Source organism: Vibrio sp. 10N.286.52.C3, assembly GCF_041468865.1.
In the GTDB taxonomy this organism is placed as follows: domain Bacteria; phylum Pseudomonadota; class Gammaproteobacteria; order Enterobacterales; family Vibrionaceae; genus Vibrio; species Vibrio crassostreae_C.
The window spans coordinates 25,264-41,857 of sequence record NZ_JBFRJM010000028.1; the positions used below are offsets into that span (position 1 = coordinate 25,264).

The following is a 16,594-nucleotide window of genomic DNA, read 5'->3' on the forward strand; positions in this document are numbered from 1 at the left end:
CCTAAACACAAAACCAATTGGTTACTAACCAACCAGCACTGTAATTCGAAGGTTTATAGTTTCTGACTTAAAGAACAACGAAAAATATATACGTCAATTTTATCAATAACAGCGGGTTTTATATTGATAGGAATCAGCATCACACAACTCAAACAAATGCGTTGTAGATAGATGATGTTGCTTCGAATTATGACATTTCAGTATTCTATGTTGATTGAGGGAACATTATTCGGAATGAATAAAAAAGCGGCTTTATGATTAAGCCGCTTTGGGGATATAAAGGCGTTAGGTAGTAAGAAGATATTTAATAACGGCTATGCATGCCCATGCGATGTGACATGTCATCGTCCATACGACCGCCCTTCCAACCGCCGCCACCCAATAGATTAAGTACATCTCGCGCTGTGTAGTCTTCTCCGCCAAAGAAGTCATTAGACACATCATTACGCAGCAACTGAATAGTTGGAGCTAATTCAACAGCAAGATCTTGTGGATCCGCAAACAAGGCTAAAGCAATCTGTTGTTGGCGTTTACTCAACTCACGAGAACTTGTTTCAACCTGCCCAATAGAGAAGAAATCACGGCTTCCGTAGCTCTTCACCATCTTTGCAGACAATGACTTAATCACCTTTTTGATTCTTCTTCTTTGGATGTATCTAAACATATTTGCTTCCTTTACTAACTCGCCTTAAACCCAATGAGCAGCTTAACTAATTAGTCTTTTAACCAAACAAAAGATAGGTCTGATTGTCGACTGAGATACTTTTGACTTCGGTGTTGAACACGGACTCTAGCTGCTCAGGGGTAAGCACTTGATCAGCTGAGCCTGATGCTTGAAGTACACCTTTATCGAGCAACAACACTTGGTCTGCGTGTCTTAGTGTTCTGTTCAAATCATGGTTAGCCATGATCACAGCGATGCCCTTCTCTGCCACTCGTTCAATGAGCTTGTACAACAAGGCTTCTTGAGCAATATCCAACGGAGCTGCGGGTTCGTCGAGGATCAGCAGCTTCGCGTATGGGTTAAGTGTCGGCCAAATTTGCAGGCACATTCCCGCCAAACGTACGCGTTGCCATTCACCACCAGACAGTGTCTGAATTGAGCGATGAAGTTTGTCTGCAATGTCTAGCATCTGGCTGATTTCTTCCAAAGCTGCGTTGATTTCAGCATCAAGGCCGTGTGAGGAGCTTGGCAGTGACAATGCAAGATATTGGAACACTTCTAAGTTGAAGGCTGGCCTTGCGCTTTGGCACAAGTAAGCACGATGCAATGATAAATCTTGTAAAGACAGCTCCGACAAATCCTGCCCGTCGATCTTGATATCACCTTTGTAACCATCACCAATGCCAGATATCGATTCGAGTAAGGTACTTTTACCGCTGCCATTCGGGCCGATAACGTGAGTCACCTGCCCTTGCTTGAGCTCAAATGATAGTGGTAATAAACGAGCGCCAACGCTCAGGCTCTTAATTTGAATCATGATTTTTAATTAACATCCAAATGAAGATAGGCGCACCTATACTGGTGGTCATCACACCCAAAGGTAGCTCTGCGGAATCGAGTAATGTACGTGCGCAAATATCAGCAAACACCAACAACGCAGCGCCAGCAACAGCAGACAAAGGAAGAAGGTATCGATTATCGGTACCAATCGCTAAACGCAATAAGTGTGGCACAACCAAGCCAACAAAGCTGATCACGCCACCTAAGGCAACCGCACAGCCGACTAAAATAGACACAGCGAAAATTAGACGCCAACGTAATCTCGGAACGTTCACACCCAGTTGCGCGGCATGCGTTTCGCCAATCATCAGCTTGTCTAGCTTGCTACCTTGTAGACACAGCCAAATAATCACGGGGATCATCACTAACGTGAGCGAGTGTTGAAACCAAGTCACGCCACCTAAGCTGCCCATCAGCCAATACATCAATAAGCGTAGACTTAAGTCATCACTAAAATAGAACGCCCATGTCACCATCGCGCCAGAAAGAATGCCTAACGCGACACCCACCAGCAGTAATTTAGCCGTGGTGAGTCGCATCGTTTTTACCATGCTTACCAGTATCACGGTGAAACAGAGCGAGCCTAAAACGGCGGCAATCATGAACAGTTCTGGAGTCGGAGCAAACGGCAAGAAGAACAGCACAATAACCATGGCTAAGCTTGCACCGCCAGAAATGCCGAGCACACCGGGCTCTGCTAATACGTTACCCAATAAGACTTGTAAACTTGCGCCAGATACGGCTAACCCTGCCCCGATAGCAATAGCCGCCAATAGTCGAGGTAAGCGTAAATCAATCAGTAGTTTTTGTTCTAACGTGGACAATGTGCCCAGAGGGGAAATGAAAAGATCGCCAACCATTAGGTAAATCGCACTCAGCGCGACAAGCAGTGCTGCCATCAGATAAATGGCTCTAGTCCATTTGCGCTGTTTTTGGTGAAGAAGTTGTTGGAAATCCATATCAAGCTACTTTGAAAATGTTCGCGTAACCTTACCTGTATCCCCAAATAAACTCAAGGCTCACACCGTAATGTGAACCTTGATATTTCAACCAGTTGAGCGGTTGTTTTCGTCGTTTAAACCCGAGTCGATATTAATCGTACACAAGCTGACCATGGTCGAATCGCGTTTCAACTTCACACACCATTAAGGCTGCTCGTTGACCGATAGCAACATTACGATTAGGGAACACCACCGCTTCGTTTTCATTCTTAGCCATTAACGGTTTATCACCATCATGACCGAATACTTCACCGTGCTTGAACGCGGTAAAGTTCTCTACAGAATCTGAGAACATGAAATCGAAGTCATCATGTAAACGAACAATGGTTCTGCTCACGCGATAAGTGATGGTTCGCTTAGGTAAATGCTCTGGCTCAACTTCAGCAATCAAGTTACGCATCGCCAAGTCAAAAGCCGTTAGCTTATCAAGTTGGTTCTCACCAATTCTCGCGACCTGCCCTAGTTCCATTGTCAGTGCTTGCGCTTCGAAGTTTTCAGCACTGTACCAACTGAATGTACTGGTTGGCGCATTTGACAACAACACTGCTTCCACGTGCGCACTGTTAATGAAATCAAACAGCTCTTTACTGCGTACTTCGTGGCGAACTTTAGGGCTCACTGCAAACGAGTAATGCTTAGATAAACGGATTGCACAGTGCAAATCTAGATGCCAACGAGTGGCAGGTTCCGTTTCTTTGTAAAACTCAGTCACCAAGAACTTCAAGTTCTTCGCGATATCCACTTCTCGATTGCTCTCGTACTGCTTTTCATCAAACAGACGATTCATGTTCACATCAAGAAAACGAGTATGCGCGTTAGTGGCTTCTGGGTGAGCTATGATAAACAAGCATCTCGCGTTTACTACTTGGAAACCTGTTTCAATATCCTCAATGAGCTTATCGATCAGCTCCATTGGTGAAGTTTCGTCGCCATGAACACCGGTTGAAAAAATGATGTTCTTGGTTTCAGAATTAAAATCCGCGGGAATCACTTCCAAGACACCGCGTTGATGAAGCTTAATTTGAACACCGTTACTCAGTACGGTCTGTCCTGCAAACACTTCTTGCTCAAGATCTAGGCTGTCAAAAAGAAATGATTGGCGAAAGAGGGTCTTCGTCATGCGCTACTCCTTAATTGCACGGCCGTATGTTAATAAATTGTACATAGAAATTGTGTTGCTAGGATCGCACTTATCAACAGAAACTCCGTTATCACTCACAAATACTACCCATATATTTTTATATTACCTGCTGACTTTACTAACCGACATCTGTTCCAAATAACTTTCTCTATTTAAAGAGACTTTTGGTTGTTTCGGCTTATCTCAGGTTATGCCAGCAAGATAAGAGCCACGTAAGCTAACACAGCTCTTACCTGCTATGAACAGATTGAGATCAATTAATCTTCCTGATCGAGCAATCTTTCAAATTCATCGATTTGAACTTTGACCATGTCGATGCTTTGTTGCCAAAAATCAGCTTGAGTCAGGTCCATTCCTAAGTGCTTTTGAACGACTTCTTCCGCCATCATGCTGCCCGTATCACGAAGCAACGAAACGTAATCGCCGTAGAATTGCTCACCTTTCGCATCGCGCTGAGCGTAAACACCTTTACTGAACAGGTAACCGAACAAGTATGGGTAGTTGTAGAAGCTTACTTGAGAGATGCTGAAATGCAGTTTGCTCGCCCAGAAGTAAGGGTCAGCTTCTGTCATTGCATCGCCATACCACTCTTTCCAAGTCGTTTCCATCAAGTCACACAGCTGCTGAGCCGTTAGCTCGCCTTTTTCACGCTGCTCGTAGAAGGCTTTTTCAAACTCAAAACGAACGGGAATGTTCACCATTAATGCCAAAGAAGAAGAAAGCTCTTCCCACAGCATTTCAAGTTTCTCATTACGTGTTTGTGCTTGTTTTAACAAATGGTCTCGAACGATATTTTCAGCAAAGATCGAAGCGGTTTCTGCTAGCGTCATTGGGTAGCGTGTTTGACACAACGGCATGTCTTTCATCACCCAGTTGTGGAACGCGTGGCCTAACTCGTGTGCCAATGTCATTAAATCTGAGCGGCTACCGCTCCATGTCATGAACACAAGCGGAGTGCGTGTAGCAGCAAACTTGGTGCAGTAAGCGCCTAAACGTTTGTTGGCTGCTGGTGCGGCATCAATCCAACCATTATCAACCATCAAAGCGACAAAATCAGCCATCTCTGGATTTACTTCAGCGAACGCAGTTTTGATCACGTCGATCGCCTCATCAAATGGGTAAACCTTAGATTCAGCGTCACCCAGCGGCGGCATCGCAGCTAAGTGATTCCAAGGCTTCATTTCATCTAGCCCGTGAACTCTTGCCATTAACAAACCTGCTTTCTGACCAACAGCTCGATTAGCTTTCGCTACCGACATCATGGTGTCTAGCGTTTCTGGCACAATGCGGCTGCCGTGTAGGCTTGGTTCTAGGAAATGCACATCGCTAATCTTCGAACGCTTTTTGTTTTCAGTCAGTCGCCAACCCGCCAATGCATTTAGAATCGAAGCAAAAGACTCTTGGTGCGTTTTCATCGCACCTTGAACCGCGCGCCATGCTGGTTCTTGTTTGTCGAATTCGCTGCCGTACAACAGGCTCGCGGCTTGTGAAAAGCCTAGGGCTTCCTCTTCACCGTCCAGCTTTAGCGACAGTTTTAAAGATCCGGTTAGGTTATCGTATAAACGACCCCATCCGTCACGACCATCAACCTTCATCGCTGCCAATAACTGCTCTTCAGCAACACTGAGTCGGCTGCTTGATAACTTACGAGAGCTTTCAATCGCAAAGCGCTGCCCTGCTACGTCTGCACTATCATGCTCTAATACTGCATCAATAAATTCTGGTTCTGCGTGAATTAGCGTATCTTCGTAAGGGCTGAACGCTTGAGACATTTCAGAGTTCAGCTTCGCTACACGACCAAGCAATGCTTTCGCTTCTGTGTGTGTCGCGTCGACCGATGCGTGGCAATTAGCGAAGGTGTTGATTGTACTCAGTAACGTGCCTGCCGCTTCTGAAGTCTGAATCGCGTTTTGCATCGCTAGAATGATATGACGCTTTTCAACGTGTAGGTTCAACAGCTCAATGCACTGCTGAATGAGTTCAATGTCCTGTTCGATTTTTGCATCATTAAGATCGCTATAAGCAATGCTTAGATCCCAACTTGGTGTTGTCATGACTAAATTCCTTTCACGTAGGTAGTAATACCAATCAGGTATAGCGGCTGTGAACGCCGCTTTATACTTCTATTTATATTTCTGTTTCTATTTCTATTTCTATTTCTATTTCTATTTCTATTTCTATTTCTATTTCTATTTCTATTTCTATTAACAGGTTTAATAGATTGTTAATTCTTAAAACCGTGTATTTTTAACACTCAGAGAACAGGTAGCCCTATTGATTTAACGCTGATAAAACTCTGCGCAAACTGAGTGATTTGAATATGCGTTATCGATGCGTTTTCTATCGATAACTTCGAGTACAAACTCGGGTTTTTCCAATCAATATCAAGGCAGTGCGCTAGCAGTATGCGAATCACACCACCATGAGTAACCAACAATATGTTGTCACTTGAATCATTCAAAAGTTGCGACCAAGCTTGAGTTACTCTGTCGTGGAAGCCCTGTAAACTTTCTGCACAAGTTAATTGATGATTAGCAGGATCTTGCCAAAAGGTTTCTAACATTTCCCACTTATCTTCAAGTTCATCAAATGGGACACCATCTACTTCACCGAAGTTCATTTCCTGAAAGCCTGGCGCAATAGACAAAGGCACGGACATACGCTGGGCATACAGGGTTGCCAAGTCACTGCATCGTCTTAGTGGAGAGCTAACCACGCTATCAAAGGTAATGTCTTGTGTAGTTAGTGCCTCACATATCTGTTCTTGAAGATCAGAGTTGACCAGCACATCAGATAAACCATTGAGCGCAGCTTTTCCTTCGACTTTGCCATGTCTTAACAAATAGATGTTTTTGGTTGTTCCATTGACCATGTTTCCGACCTAGCCTTGAGTATTAAGCAAGTGATTAGATGGTTTTAAGCTCAGTGGTAATCCTGCAGCAACCAGCGTAACGCGTTCAACGACGCGAGCTAGCGATTGGTTCATGCGTCCCGCATTGTCTACAAACAAGCGCGATACTTTACCCAGTGGCACCACACCTAAACCGACTTCGTTAGACACCATGATAATTTGCGCTGGGCTTTGCTCGACGCTTTTGACCAAGACTTCAACCACGGCTTCAACCTGTTCATTAGTTGCGTCATCACCCAGTTCAAAGATGATGTTGTTCAACCACAAGGTTAGGCAATCAATCAATACCACATCTTCTTTCTCAAAAGACTGCAGTTTTTCGGCTAATTCGACGGGTACTTCATGCTCAATCCACTGCTCGCCACGACGTTGTTGATGGTGCGCGATTCGTTCTCGCATTTCATCATCAAGATATGTCGCTGTCGCAATATAATTGAGGCGTCCATTTGAACATGCTTCAAGCGCACATAATGCTTGTTGCTCTGCAAAACTAGACTTACCAGAACGAGCCCCGCCCAATACCAAATGGCTGTTTCGCTGACTTGCTTGATTAATTTGATTAGCTTGAATAGTTTCATTCGTGTTGGTCATAGGAAGCCGTTATAGAAAGCCATTGTAAAATGCAGTAATGAATACAAGGTAAGTCAGCAACTCCATTAACTGTTGAGCCGCACCCAAGCAGTCCCCAGTAAAGCCGCCAATTCGAGCCGTTAACCACGTTTTAAAACCTGTTCTGAACAGATAGGCGACGACAGATAAAACCAAAGCGAATTCAAGACCAAACCACAGGCTAGGCAGCACGCCTACCAGCAACAAGAAGACAAGTTCGCCTTTGGTTTGCTTGTTGGCCAATGGTTTACTTTTACTGGTATCTAAATCACTGACATAAGGCATGTCGTAAATTAGCGATGCAGCAATCGCGCGGCTAAAGGTATAACTGGTCACGATTACCATAAACAGTCCCGTCATGCTTATGAGTTCATTCAACAGCACCCACTTGCCAAGCAGAGCCATAATCAGAGCAGACGCACCATAAGTACCGATTCGACTGTCTTTCATGATGGTCAAACGGCGTTCTAGGGTCATGCCGCCACCAATGCCATCGGCCATATCAGTCAAACCATCTTCATGGAATGCGCCAGTGAGCATCAGGCTAAAACTCATCATCAAAAAGATCGCTACTGCACTCGGCAGTACCACATCAAGTAGCAAGAACACACCGCCACACAGAACACCAAGCAACAAACCAACCGTTGAAAAGTAGCGACCAGAACGGTTCATTCGCTCTGTAGAATAGGGCGTGTTTTTCGGCATTGGCAAGCGAGAAAAGAAACCCATCGCCAGCGCAAAAAGCTCCCACTGATAAGTAACTCGATCTTTCAACGATCTTTCTGGTGCATCACTCATTAAACCGTGACTCCAGCACTTTCGAAGCTCGCCATGTTGTTATAGAACTCGGCTGCCGCACGAATGATTGGCATAGCTAGCGCAGCACCTGTGCCCTCGCCTAATCTCAATCCAAGATCGAGCAGTGGCTCAGCGTCGAGCAGCTCTAACAGAATTTTGTGTCCTGACTCTTCAGAGCGATGGGCGAAGATCATATAGTCTCGGCAACTCGGTTCAATTAAAGTCGCAACATACGCCGCAACCGACACGATAAAGCCATCGACTAATACTGGGGTTTTGTTTTGGTAAGCGCCAAGGAAAGCACCGACCATTTGAACGATTTCATAGCCACCGACTTGTGCGAGTACCTCTTTAATATCTTTAACTTCATTCGCATCTAAACCTTTGCAACGCGCGACACCTTGCTCAACCACAGCCACTTTACGTGCAAGCTGTTCATTGTTGATGCCAGTGCCTAGGCCAACACACTCCGCTGCAGCACGATTCGCTAATGCACTTAAGATCGCTGATGCGCTGCTGGTATTTCCGATACCCATTTCACCAAACATGATGATATTGGTGCCATTCGAAATGGTTTTAGATACAAGATCTGTACCCAGTTCAATCCCACGTTCAACCGTTTCTAAACTCATTGCCGCTTCATTGGCAAAGTTATTGGTTCGCGTACCCAAACGCTGAGAGATCAACATGTCACTGTCTGATTCCACAGGCAACAATATCCCCGTGTCGACTACCGTGATATCGATATTATTCACCGCACAGAAGCAATTGATCGCCGCGCCATCGCTTAAGAAGTTCAACACCATCTGTTGTGTTACCGCGCTTGGAGCAATACTCACGCCTTCGTCAGCAATGCCATGGTCGCCAGCAAAAATGATGATACTTGGCTTATTCAATTCGATGTGTTCAACCGCAGCTTCTTTGCCTTGGCTCTGAATCAAAGCCAGTTGATGTGCGACTTTTTCTAGTAAGCCAAGTGCGCCAAGTGGCTTGGTTTTTTGGTCAATTCGGTGTTGGATGTACTGCGAGTATTGGGTATCTAACATAGTTTTTAAAAACGCTTATTCTGGGTACGTTGATATAGGGCTGCTACTTAGGTACTGCTACTTAGGGCGTGCGACAGAAAACACATTGGAAAGCGTCGCGTATTCACCGCCACCAAGGCGAGACAAAGGGTCTAATGCCAACGCATCAATCTTAAGACGTTCACTCTCTTTATCGATCACGTCTTCGGAAATGTACACGGTTTCGACTTGAGCAAAGATGAGGCTTTGTGGCACCTCTCCAACCTCTTTTACTTCGTATAAGGTGCAGCCAAAAGCGACCGCGCACTCTTTCACTCTCGGTAAAGAGAAGCCTTCAAATTCAACCAACTCGATATTATTCGCGGTTACTTCAGACTCACCATGGTCGAGCGTGGCTGCTGTCGCCGTCATTACTTCTGCAGAACTTGCTGACGCGATATGAATGACCAACTTACCCGTTTCAAGGGCATTACGAGTGGTGTCTTTGATTTCGCCCGATGGCTTTTTCCCGACCGATAGCATCAGTAGCGGCGGATTGCTGGAAACAGGCGTGAAATAAGAGAAAGGCGCTAGGTTGTACTCTTGGTCAGAAGATTCCGTCAATGCCCACGCAATCGGGCGAGGAACGACGGTTTGTGTCATCAGGTGATAAATCTGAGTGGGAGCAAGAGTATCAAGCTTGAGGTTCATAGCACGTCCTTGGTCTATGTGAATTACGACTCAGTTTACGTGTTAAGCAAAGCTGTATCTATGCCTAAGTAGCAGAAACCGCAGAGAGTGTTCTTAATTTAAACAGATCACACTGGTTTTTTCTCAGATTGACAGTCAAATTGACGAACCCTAAAACACAAATAATACTGATAATAGATTTATCAATAACTTACATTTTGGCATCGTTTATGCCTTATCTAAATTACTTATTAATCTCTCCATTGATAAGTACCCATACAGTGAATGCCCACAACACTGACGCTACACGAAGAAAGACAATCGATTGAAAGACAAAACAGAACAACGATTTAGGAGGTGTAATGATTCCAAATTCAAGTAAAAGAAAACCAAATAAATCAAGTAAGAAAGCTAGCAAAAAGGTAAGGAAAATCCCACTGTCCTTTACCTAGTAAGAAGCAAGAAAAGTAACAAAGCCCGTCGCCCAGCGGGCTTTGTTATGTTTAACGCCTAACTTAAGTTTCAAACCGCATTTATCTTTCCCACCGCCATTATGTTTCATATCGTACTTATGCTTCAGACCGTACTTATGCGTCGAGCCAAACTAAATCATCTCTTTTTCCATAAACAGGCGACTCCCCACATACTACTGACCACTCGTTTAACAAACTTTTATTCGCTTAAAATTCAAACACTGTTTATATTAAACAAGCACTTGTGGAGTGAAGAAGGGATTAAAATGAGCATTTCTGGAGACAAAACATCGGTCGTGGTGGCTGGTGCAACCGGGTTAATTGGTCATCATGTGATGAAGTTGCTCATCGATGAACCCGCCGTTGATCATATCTATGCCCTATCTCGCCGAGCGTTAGATTCACAGTTTGATTCCAACAAGCTCCACACACTCATTCACAGCGACCTGCAAGTTACCAGTTGGGATGACACGAATGCGACGCCTAATCTTGGCGTTATCTGCTTAGGTACGACTAAGAAAAAGGCAGGATCAAAAGAAGCGCTTCGCAAAATCGATGTGGAACTGGTTAGCCAAGTCGCACAGTCGATGAAGTTTCTTGGGGTTCAACGCGTAGCGGTCGTTTCTAGCTATGGCGCTTCACTAGATTCCTATTCGCACTACCTTCGCTGTAAAGGACAAATGGAACAAAATTTAAAACGTATTGGCTTCAAGCAGCTTTTCATCGCACGCCCTGGGCCTCTGGTGGGTGAGCGTGATGAACCTAGAGCTGATGAAAAACTCCTGCAAAGTGTCTTTCCTCTGCTGTCTCCATTTATGCTTGGTAAGTTCAAAAACCTACGCCCTATTCAGTCGGAAGACGTAGCCAAAGCAATGTTGTTCCGGTTATTCGAAAATAATTTCCAAAATATCGAAATTTACTCGTCAAGTGACATGCTCAATTTATTGGCAAAATATCGCTAAAAAGCTCACCTATTCATCACAATGTTGAATATCCACCCATCCTATTGAGTGGATATTACTAATCGTTCTAATAAATTACTTTTCCTTATTTTACGTTTTGTTACAGGTCGCTACTGTAGCTAACAGTATTTGCGCCCATATATCTAAGCGCCCTATCGATTTAAAGAGATTCATAAGGAAAACAAATGTCATTTTCAGCTATCGCTGCCTTAGCGGTATTCACTGGTATCCTCTTTTTTCTCTACGGACAGCAGAAAAAAGAAAACACACTTTCTCGCCTCGTTTTACTCGGTTTAGTTTTTGGTAGTGCATTTGGCCTTGGTCTACAGCTGCTATTTGGTGAAGGCAATCCCATCATCAAAGAGACACTAGACTGGGTAAACATCGTTGGCCGTGGTTATGTTGGCCTACTGAAAATGGTGATCATGCCATTAGTCTTGGTTTCAATGATTGCAGCAGTAGTGAAGCTTGAAAAAGGCGGCTCACTGGGCAAGATTTCTGGTATCACCATTTCTGTACTGTTAGCAACAACCGCGATTTCTGCGATTGTTGGTATTGTTGTAACGCAAGCATTCGGCCTGTCTGCTGAAGGTTTAACAGAAGGCGCTCGCGAAACAGCACGTATCGCAACACTTGAAAGCCGCATCGGTAGCGTTTCAGACCTAACAATTCCACAAATGCTGATCAGCTTTATTCCGACTAACCCATTTGCAGACCTAACGGGGGCTCGCTCTACGTCTATCATCGCGGTTGTTATCTTTGGTGTGCTAACGGGCATCGCTGCTCGTAAAGTGATGGCAGAGAAAGAAGAACTAGAATCTCCAATCCGTACTTTCGTTGAAGCGTCACAATCTATCGTTATGCGCTTAGTTAAGATGATCATGGCACTAACGCCATACGGCATCGCAGCGTTAATGGCGAAGGTAGTTGCAACATCAAGTGCTTCTGACATCCTCAGCCTACTGGGTTTCATCGTTGCATCTTACGTTGCGATTCTACTGATGTTCGTCGTACACGGTGTGTTGGTTTCTTTTGTTGGTGTAAACCCGAAAGAGTACTTCCAAAAGATCTGGCCTGTACTGACGTTCGCTTTCACGTCTCGTAGTTCTGCAGCAACAATTCCACTGAACGTTGAAGCTCAAATCACTAAGCTAAACGTGCCACCAGCGATTGCTAACCTGTCTGCCTCTTTCGGTGCGACGATTGGTCAAAACGGTTGTGCGGGTATCTACCCTGCAATGCTAGCAGTCATGGTTGCGCCTACAGTTGGCATCGACCCAATGGACATCAACTTCATTCTGTCTCTGATTGCTATTATCACAGTGAGCTCATTCGGTATTGCTGGCGTAGGTGGCGGTGCAACGTTCGCGGCGCTTATCGTACTTCCTGCTATGGGCCTTCCTGTAACGATTGCAGCACTGCTTATCTCTATCGAGCCACTTATCGATATGGCACGTACGGCGCTTAACGTATCTGGTGCTATGACAGCCGGTACGATCACAAGCCGCCTATTAGGCAAGAAAGACAAGCAACAAGATCTGGAACAAGCGAACGCTTAATGGGTTCGATTGATTCAAGCACTTGAGTCTCGTTAAACAAAAAAACCGATGCACATGCATCGGTTTTTTATTATCTGTTACTTCTAACTTCCATTACTTCACGAGCAACAGCTTAGAACACAAGTTGAATGACTTTTTCGGCAAGTGCTTCATCGTCGTCTTCACTTAATCCGCTGACACCAATAGCGCCAATCACCTGCCCATTTAATTCAATGGGAACACCGCCTTTAAAGCCAGTGATCTTTGGGTCAGTCCAGTAACTTAAGTCTTTACCAGTTTCTCTCGCCCAAGCACCTAAGTTACCGCTTGGCTGTCTATCTCTTGCAGATGTATAAGCTTTGTTCTGTGCTAACAATCCGGCTTGAACACTCACATTATCCATGCGAATAAACGCCAGTAACTCACCGTGCGTATCACACACGCTCACCGCGATTGCTTGTTGATTACGCTCAGCAATGTCTAGAGCGTTAGACACCAGTTGTTGCGCGATCTTTTGATTCAACATATTCATTCCTTATGGCAGTGCTTGACCACGTGAGTACACGTATAGGTTGTACCACTCTTCACGAGACAGGTTTATCTGAGTCGCGACTGCCGAAGCTTTGATTCGCTCTAGATTTGTGGTGCCAATTACAGGTTGGATACGAGCAGGGTGACGAAGCAAAAATGCCAACACAATCGCTTCACTTTCTACGCCATATTGGTTCGCTAACTGAGCCACGTAGTGCGCTGTCTTTTTCACATTTTCATGTTCTGAATACAAACCTTGCTCAGCAAATCGGCCTTGTGCCAAACAGCCCCAAGCTTGCAGTTGGATGTTATTCAATTGGCAATGTTCAAGAGTGCCTGCGGCGAAGTCTGATTGATGGTGCCCTTGCGAGTTAATCATCACCCCATCATTCAACCAATCCAATTTGGCTAAGCTCATCTCAACTTGATTCGCGACGATGGGTTGCCCAAGCGCAGATTGCAGGTACTGAATTTGATGGCTGTTCATGTTCGACACACCAAAATAATCGACCTTACCTTGCGCTTTTAAGTTCTCTAACGTTCTTGCTAGCTCATCGAGTTCCATCAAAGGATCAGGGCGGTGCAATAACAGCACATCAAGCTTTTCAGTATTCAATCGATTGAGAATACCGTCTACCGATTGGCCTACCCAATCAGCCGAGAAATCATAACGACCAACATTGCCCTCGCCTTCAAAACGAATCCCACACTTAGATTGAATGAACATCTGTTCACGCAGATCAGGCGCTTGTTGTAATGCTTGACCAAAGGCTTGCTCAGCTTTGCTGAAGGTATAGATATCCGCATGGTCGAATAAGTTAATGCCCGATTCTAGTGCGGTGCCGATTACGCTTCGTGTTTGAGCAACATCCGCACTCGTCACTGGATTATCATTCCAGCCACCACCTAACCCCATGCAGCCATAGGCAATTTGCCCAACATTCGGTAGATAATTTGATAATGGGATACGTTTTTTGTCATTCGTTTTGTTTGTAGATTCAGTGCTGTTCGTCATATCGATTCTCGCTTAGAAGATTTGCTGACCAGAAATATGCCTCTATCATATTGTTCTTTTTAAAAAACAGAATATGCTAGTTACGAAATGATTGTTTGATATGACGAACAATAGATTGGTAGGAACGCGCGAATGAACGAACACAAAAGAATAGAACGACTGATCCTGTTTGTAGAACTTGCTCAGCAACTTAATTTTACCAAGGCAGCCGAAAAGCTCGGTATCTCTAAGAGCTACCTTTCTGAGCAGATCAAACGTCTAGAGAATGATTTACAGTGCCCGCTTTTGGTCAGAACCACGCGCAGTGTTCGTTTAACCCAAGAAGGCGAACGCGCGTTACAACAAGGCTTAACGATTCGCTCGCAAGTCTTACAACTTGAACGCAGCGTTTCAGAGCAACACGACATCGTCAAAGGCCTATTACGCCTCACTGCGCCAAAGATGTTTACTGAGGTATATCTATTCGATATCTGCCAACAGTTTAGGCAGCAATACCCTGAGATTCGTTTCGAGATAAACAGTAGCTACACCAACTTTAATCTCAATCAAGATGATATCGATATCGCGTTTCGTGCCACCAATACGCCACCTGACAACATGGTGGCGAAACACTTGATTAGCTATCAACATGATTTAGTCGCGACTCCCGGTTATCTTAACCAATTTGGTCGCCCTACCAATGTGAGTGACTTAAGTGATCATCAATGCTTAGCAACTCTGCACCAAACCGAGTGGCCTTTAAAATCGGTAAATATTGATGTGTCCGGCTGGCTTTCAAGTAATGACAACCACCTGCTTAAGCAACAAGCTATGGCAGGCAGTGGCATCATCCGTATTGCAAGTTACTACGTTGCGAAAGAGGTCGAACTGGGAGAATTAGAGCGAGTGCTGCCTGATGAATGTCTGCAACAAGGCAACAGTATTTACCTTTTCTATCCGCAAGTTATTTATCCGGCAAAGAAACACCAAGTGTTCGTTAAATTTGTTCAGCATTACTTTGAAAGCTTAAGTCGATAAAATGATGCACAGCTCACTAGGGCTTGTTGGTTTCATCTGGCCAACATATTCGTCGTAGCGAGCTCTACTTCAACCTCTTCGGCTGAATGTGATACCAGTGAAAGTCGACTATATGGCCGATCTACTTTCAAGCCTACTCGTCCTAGTTCTTTTATTTTTTCTTGCTCTTACATTTACATTAATACCTAAACATTCACTCTACGAATCGTTTTTTATTGACTTAAAAATGAAATCATAACGACACACTAATTTGCGTAACTTAGGGTGCAAATAGGCAATCAGATTACAGTGCCTATCAGGAGGATGTATGAAACCAAATCGATCTACGGTACTCACTGGACATGTAAAACACTGCCCATGCTGCTCTACCGAACTGGTCATCAAAGACCACATTCACGTTTGCCCGCGCAATGAAATTGGCGACTGTTACTTCGATGGCTATGACCAACACGAACAGCGCGCTAATACCGATTTTATCGATCATGCAAGTGCCAATGATAGCCTTGTTTACGGTATGTCAGAACACTAAGCTTTATTCAAGATTTGTTGAAGTCATTTCGCGCCAAAAAAAATGCAGCGCCAATCGAGTGATTGTTCGCTGCATTCTTAGATCCTGTAAACTTAGCTAACCATTAAAATGGAGCTAGGTAAAACGGATTACCACATTAGATCATCTGGGATCACGAAGTCTTTGTACGGGTCATCTTCGTCTACTTCGTCTGTGCTACCTGCCTGCGTATCAACGATAGATTCTTCGTCGCGCATAGCAATCTTGTTCGCTACTGCTGTTGGAATAACAACATAGCTCTCGCCTTGACGAGCAATACTTAGAATGCCTTTACTTAGTTGCTTTTGAGTCAGCTCTTCTACGTAAAGATATTTAACTAGCGTACCGTCGGTGAAGTTGTATTTGATCTCACCGTTCTTCTGTTCGATCTTGTTCATCTCAATCAGTTGCTTCACTTGAGCTTTAATTTCTTTGCTCAACTGTTGTTCTTTCAACTGTTGGTTTAGCTCTTTGTCTTTCGCTTGCTGCGCCAGTTTAGTTTCTTCAGCTGCCGCTTTTGCTTCACGAGACTGAACGCGAGACTTTTTAGAACCTTTCTTCGCCTTCTTTAATTTTTTCTCATTTACCAAGCCAGCTTTAAGCATCTGCTCTTGGAGTGTTAACTTTGCCATGACTTTCCCAGTTCAGGATTAAAAACGGCACTATCATACCTGTTTTTGAGGTTTCTGTTTACTGAACAAGAGTAAATTACAGAACAATCGCAAAATTTATGCTGATAGCTCTAAGCTGTGTCCATATTCCCTTCTTGTTGCTCACAACCTCCACTTTACCGCGACACACAGTTTTCACTTAAGCACGCCAATATTGGCTGTTCCACCGACTCGAAAGCATT

At 44.4% G+C, this 16,594-nt stretch carries 17 protein-coding genes; 4 read left to right on the forward strand and 13 right to left on the reverse strand.

What is annotated here, in order from left to right; genetic code table 11:
- Positions 1-304: 304 nt before the first annotated feature.
- The 10 genes from AB4138_RS11100 to AB4138_RS11145 all read right to left on the reverse strand — a co-directional run bounded on the left by AB4138_RS11100 (position 305) and on the right by AB4138_RS11145 (position 9,679).
- Positions 305-664: a DUF6559 family protein gene (locus tag AB4138_RS11100; protein ID WP_017066163.1), complete on the reverse strand. Its 360-nt coding sequence runs from the start codon at positions 662-664 to the stop codon at positions 305-307.
- Positions 665-722: 58 nt separating this feature from the next.
- The gene (gene btuD / locus AB4138_RS11105) at positions 723-1,481 is read right to left on the reverse strand and encodes a vitamin B12 ABC transporter ATP-binding protein BtuD (RefSeq protein ID WP_136974865.1); all 759 of its coding nucleotides are present in this window, start codon (positions 1,479-1,481) and stop codon (positions 723-725) included.
- Positions 1,468-2,463, reverse strand: a complete 996-nt coding sequence (gene btuC / locus AB4138_RS11110; RefSeq protein WP_372306043.1) for a vitamin B12 ABC transporter permease BtuC — start codon at positions 2,461-2,463, stop codon at positions 1,468-1,470. The genes btuD and btuC overlap by 14 nt, the downstream gene beginning before the upstream one ends.
- A gap of 133 nt (positions 2,464-2,596) precedes the next feature.
- Positions 2,597-3,625: a succinylglutamate desuccinylase gene (locus tag AB4138_RS11115; RefSeq protein ID WP_017059157.1), complete on the reverse strand. Its 1,029-nt coding sequence runs from the start codon at positions 3,623-3,625 to the stop codon at positions 2,597-2,599.
- Positions 3,626-3,903: 278 nt separating this feature from the next.
- Positions 3,904-5,700, reverse strand: coding sequence for a M3 family oligoendopeptidase (locus AB4138_RS11120; RefSeq protein WP_372306046.1), 1,797 nt, complete (start codon positions 5,698-5,700; stop codon positions 3,904-3,906).
- Between the two features lie 200 nt (positions 5,701-5,900).
- Positions 5,901-6,518 carry an alpha-ribazole phosphatase family protein gene (cobC, locus tag AB4138_RS11125; protein ID WP_372306049.1) on the reverse strand — a complete coding sequence of 206 codons (618 nt, stop codon included), beginning with the start codon at positions 6,516-6,518 and terminating at the stop codon, positions 5,901-5,903.
- A 9-nt stretch (positions 6,519-6,527) separates the two neighbouring features.
- A complete protein-coding gene (cobU, locus tag AB4138_RS11130; protein WP_372306051.1) occupies positions 6,528-7,148 on the reverse strand; it encodes a bifunctional adenosylcobinamide kinase/adenosylcobinamide-phosphate guanylyltransferase in 621 nt (206 codons plus the stop codon).
- 9 nt (positions 7,149-7,157) lie between these two features.
- Positions 7,158-7,964, reverse strand: a complete 807-nt coding sequence (locus tag AB4138_RS11135; RefSeq protein WP_017066160.1) for an adenosylcobinamide-GDP ribazoletransferase — start codon at positions 7,962-7,964, stop codon at positions 7,158-7,160.
- The gene (cobT, locus tag AB4138_RS11140; protein ID WP_017065520.1) at positions 7,964-9,010 is read right to left on the reverse strand and encodes a nicotinate-nucleotide--dimethylbenzimidazole phosphoribosyltransferase; all 1,047 of its coding nucleotides are present in this window, start codon (positions 9,008-9,010) and stop codon (positions 7,964-7,966) included. The genes AB4138_RS11135 and cobT overlap by 1 nt, the downstream gene beginning before the upstream one ends.
- A 57-nt stretch (positions 9,011-9,067) precedes the next feature.
- Positions 9,068-9,679, reverse strand: coding sequence for a flavin reductase family protein (locus AB4138_RS11145; RefSeq protein WP_372058460.1), 612 nt, complete (start codon positions 9,677-9,679; stop codon positions 9,068-9,070).
- Between the two features lie 718 nt (positions 9,680-10,397).
- Here AB4138_RS11145 and AB4138_RS11150 point away from each other — a divergent pair.
- Both AB4138_RS11150 and AB4138_RS11155 read left to right on the forward strand, forming a co-directional pair.
- Positions 10,398-11,093, forward strand: a complete 696-nt coding sequence (locus tag AB4138_RS11150) for an NAD-dependent epimerase/dehydratase family protein (protein WP_372306054.1) — start codon at positions 10,398-10,400, stop codon at positions 11,091-11,093.
- A 185-nt stretch (positions 11,094-11,278) separates the two neighbouring features.
- Entirely contained in the window at positions 11,279-12,652 is a 1,374-nt protein-coding gene (locus AB4138_RS11155) for an L-cystine transporter (RefSeq protein WP_372306057.1), read from the forward strand.
- 112 nt (positions 12,653-12,764) lie between these two features.
- Here the strand turns inward: AB4138_RS11155 and AB4138_RS11160 are convergent, their stop codons facing one another.
- Both AB4138_RS11160 and AB4138_RS11165 read right to left on the reverse strand, forming a co-directional pair.
- Entirely contained in the window at positions 12,765-13,157 is a 393-nt protein-coding gene (locus AB4138_RS11160; RefSeq protein WP_017066157.1) for a heme-binding protein, read from the reverse strand.
- Positions 13,158-13,166: 9 nt separating this feature from the next.
- Positions 13,167-14,177, reverse strand: a complete 1,011-nt coding sequence (locus AB4138_RS11165) for an aldo/keto reductase family oxidoreductase (RefSeq protein WP_017059146.1) — start codon at positions 14,175-14,177, stop codon at positions 13,167-13,169.
- Between the two features lie 132 nt (positions 14,178-14,309).
- Here AB4138_RS11165 and AB4138_RS11170 point away from each other — a divergent pair, with 132 nt between their 5' ends.
- Positions 14,310-15,194, forward strand: a complete 885-nt coding sequence (locus AB4138_RS11170) for a LysR family transcriptional regulator (protein WP_017068270.1) — start codon at positions 14,310-14,312, stop codon at positions 15,192-15,194.
- A 307-nt stretch (positions 15,195-15,501) separates the two neighbouring features.
- Positions 15,502-15,723 carry a hypothetical protein gene (locus AB4138_RS11175; protein ID WP_017059142.1) on the forward strand — a complete coding sequence of 74 codons (222 nt, stop codon included), beginning with the start codon at positions 15,502-15,504 and terminating at the stop codon, positions 15,721-15,723.
- Between the two features lie 128 nt (positions 15,724-15,851).
- Here the strand turns inward: AB4138_RS11175 and AB4138_RS11180 are convergent, their stop codons facing one another.
- Positions 15,852-16,373, reverse strand: coding sequence for a DUF2058 domain-containing protein (locus AB4138_RS11180; protein WP_010441213.1), 522 nt, complete (start codon positions 16,371-16,373; stop codon positions 15,852-15,854).
- Positions 16,374-16,594: the final 221 nt, after the last annotated feature.

Excerpts from the sequence above, each read along its gene's own strand:
- AB4138_RS11100 (WP_017066163.1), bottom strand. The coding sequence starts at position 664 with ATGTTTAGATACATCCAAAGAAGAAGAATCAAAAAGGTGATTAAGTCA.
- cobU (WP_372306051.1), bottom strand. The coding sequence starts at position 7,148 with ATGACCAACACGAATGAAACTATTCAAGCTAATCAAATTAATCAAGCA.
- cobC (WP_372306049.1), bottom strand. The coding sequence starts at position 6,518 with ATGGTCAATGGAACAACCAAAAACATCTATTTGTTAAGACATGGCAAA.
- AB4138_RS11180 (WP_010441213.1), bottom strand. The coding sequence starts at position 16,373 with ATGGCAAAGTTAACACTCCAAGAGCAGATGCTTAAAGCTGGCTTGGTA.
- btuC (WP_372306043.1), bottom strand. The coding sequence starts at position 2,463 with ATGGATTTCCAACAACTTCTTCACCAAAAACAGCGCAAATGGACTAGA.
- AB4138_RS11160 (WP_017066157.1), bottom strand. The coding sequence starts at position 13,157 with ATGTTGAATCAAAAGATCGCGCAACAACTGGTGTCTAACGCTCTAGAC.
- AB4138_RS11120 (WP_372306046.1), bottom strand. The coding sequence starts at position 5,700 with ATGACAACACCAAGTTGGGATCTAAGCATTGCTTATAGCGATCTTAAT.
- AB4138_RS11135 (WP_017066160.1), bottom strand. The coding sequence starts at position 7,964 with ATGAGTGATGCACCAGAAAGATCGTTGAAAGATCGAGTTACTTATCAG.
- AB4138_RS11170 (WP_017068270.1), top strand. The coding sequence starts at position 14,310 with ATGAACGAACACAAAAGAATAGAACGACTGATCCTGTTTGTAGAACTT.
- AB4138_RS11150 (WP_372306054.1), top strand. The coding sequence starts at position 10,398 with ATGAGCATTTCTGGAGACAAAACATCGGTCGTGGTGGCTGGTGCAACC.
- AB4138_RS11165 (WP_017059146.1), bottom strand. The coding sequence starts at position 14,177 with ATGACGAACAGCACTGAATCTACAAACAAAACGAATGACAAAAAACGT.
- cobT (WP_017065520.1), bottom strand. The coding sequence starts at position 9,010 with ATGTTAGATACCCAATACTCGCAGTACATCCAACACCGAATTGACCAA.
- AB4138_RS11145 (WP_372058460.1), bottom strand. The coding sequence starts at position 9,679 with ATGAACCTCAAGCTTGATACTCTTGCTCCCACTCAGATTTATCACCTG.
- btuD (WP_136974865.1), bottom strand. The coding sequence starts at position 1,481 with ATGATTCAAATTAAGAGCCTGAGCGTTGGCGCTCGTTTATTACCACTA.
- AB4138_RS11175 (WP_017059142.1), top strand. The coding sequence starts at position 15,502 with ATGAAACCAAATCGATCTACGGTACTCACTGGACATGTAAAACACTGC.
- AB4138_RS11155 (WP_372306057.1), top strand. The coding sequence starts at position 11,279 with ATGTCATTTTCAGCTATCGCTGCCTTAGCGGTATTCACTGGTATCCTC.
- AB4138_RS11115 (WP_017059157.1), bottom strand. The coding sequence starts at position 3,625 with ATGACGAAGACCCTCTTTCGCCAATCATTTCTTTTTGACAGCCTAGAT.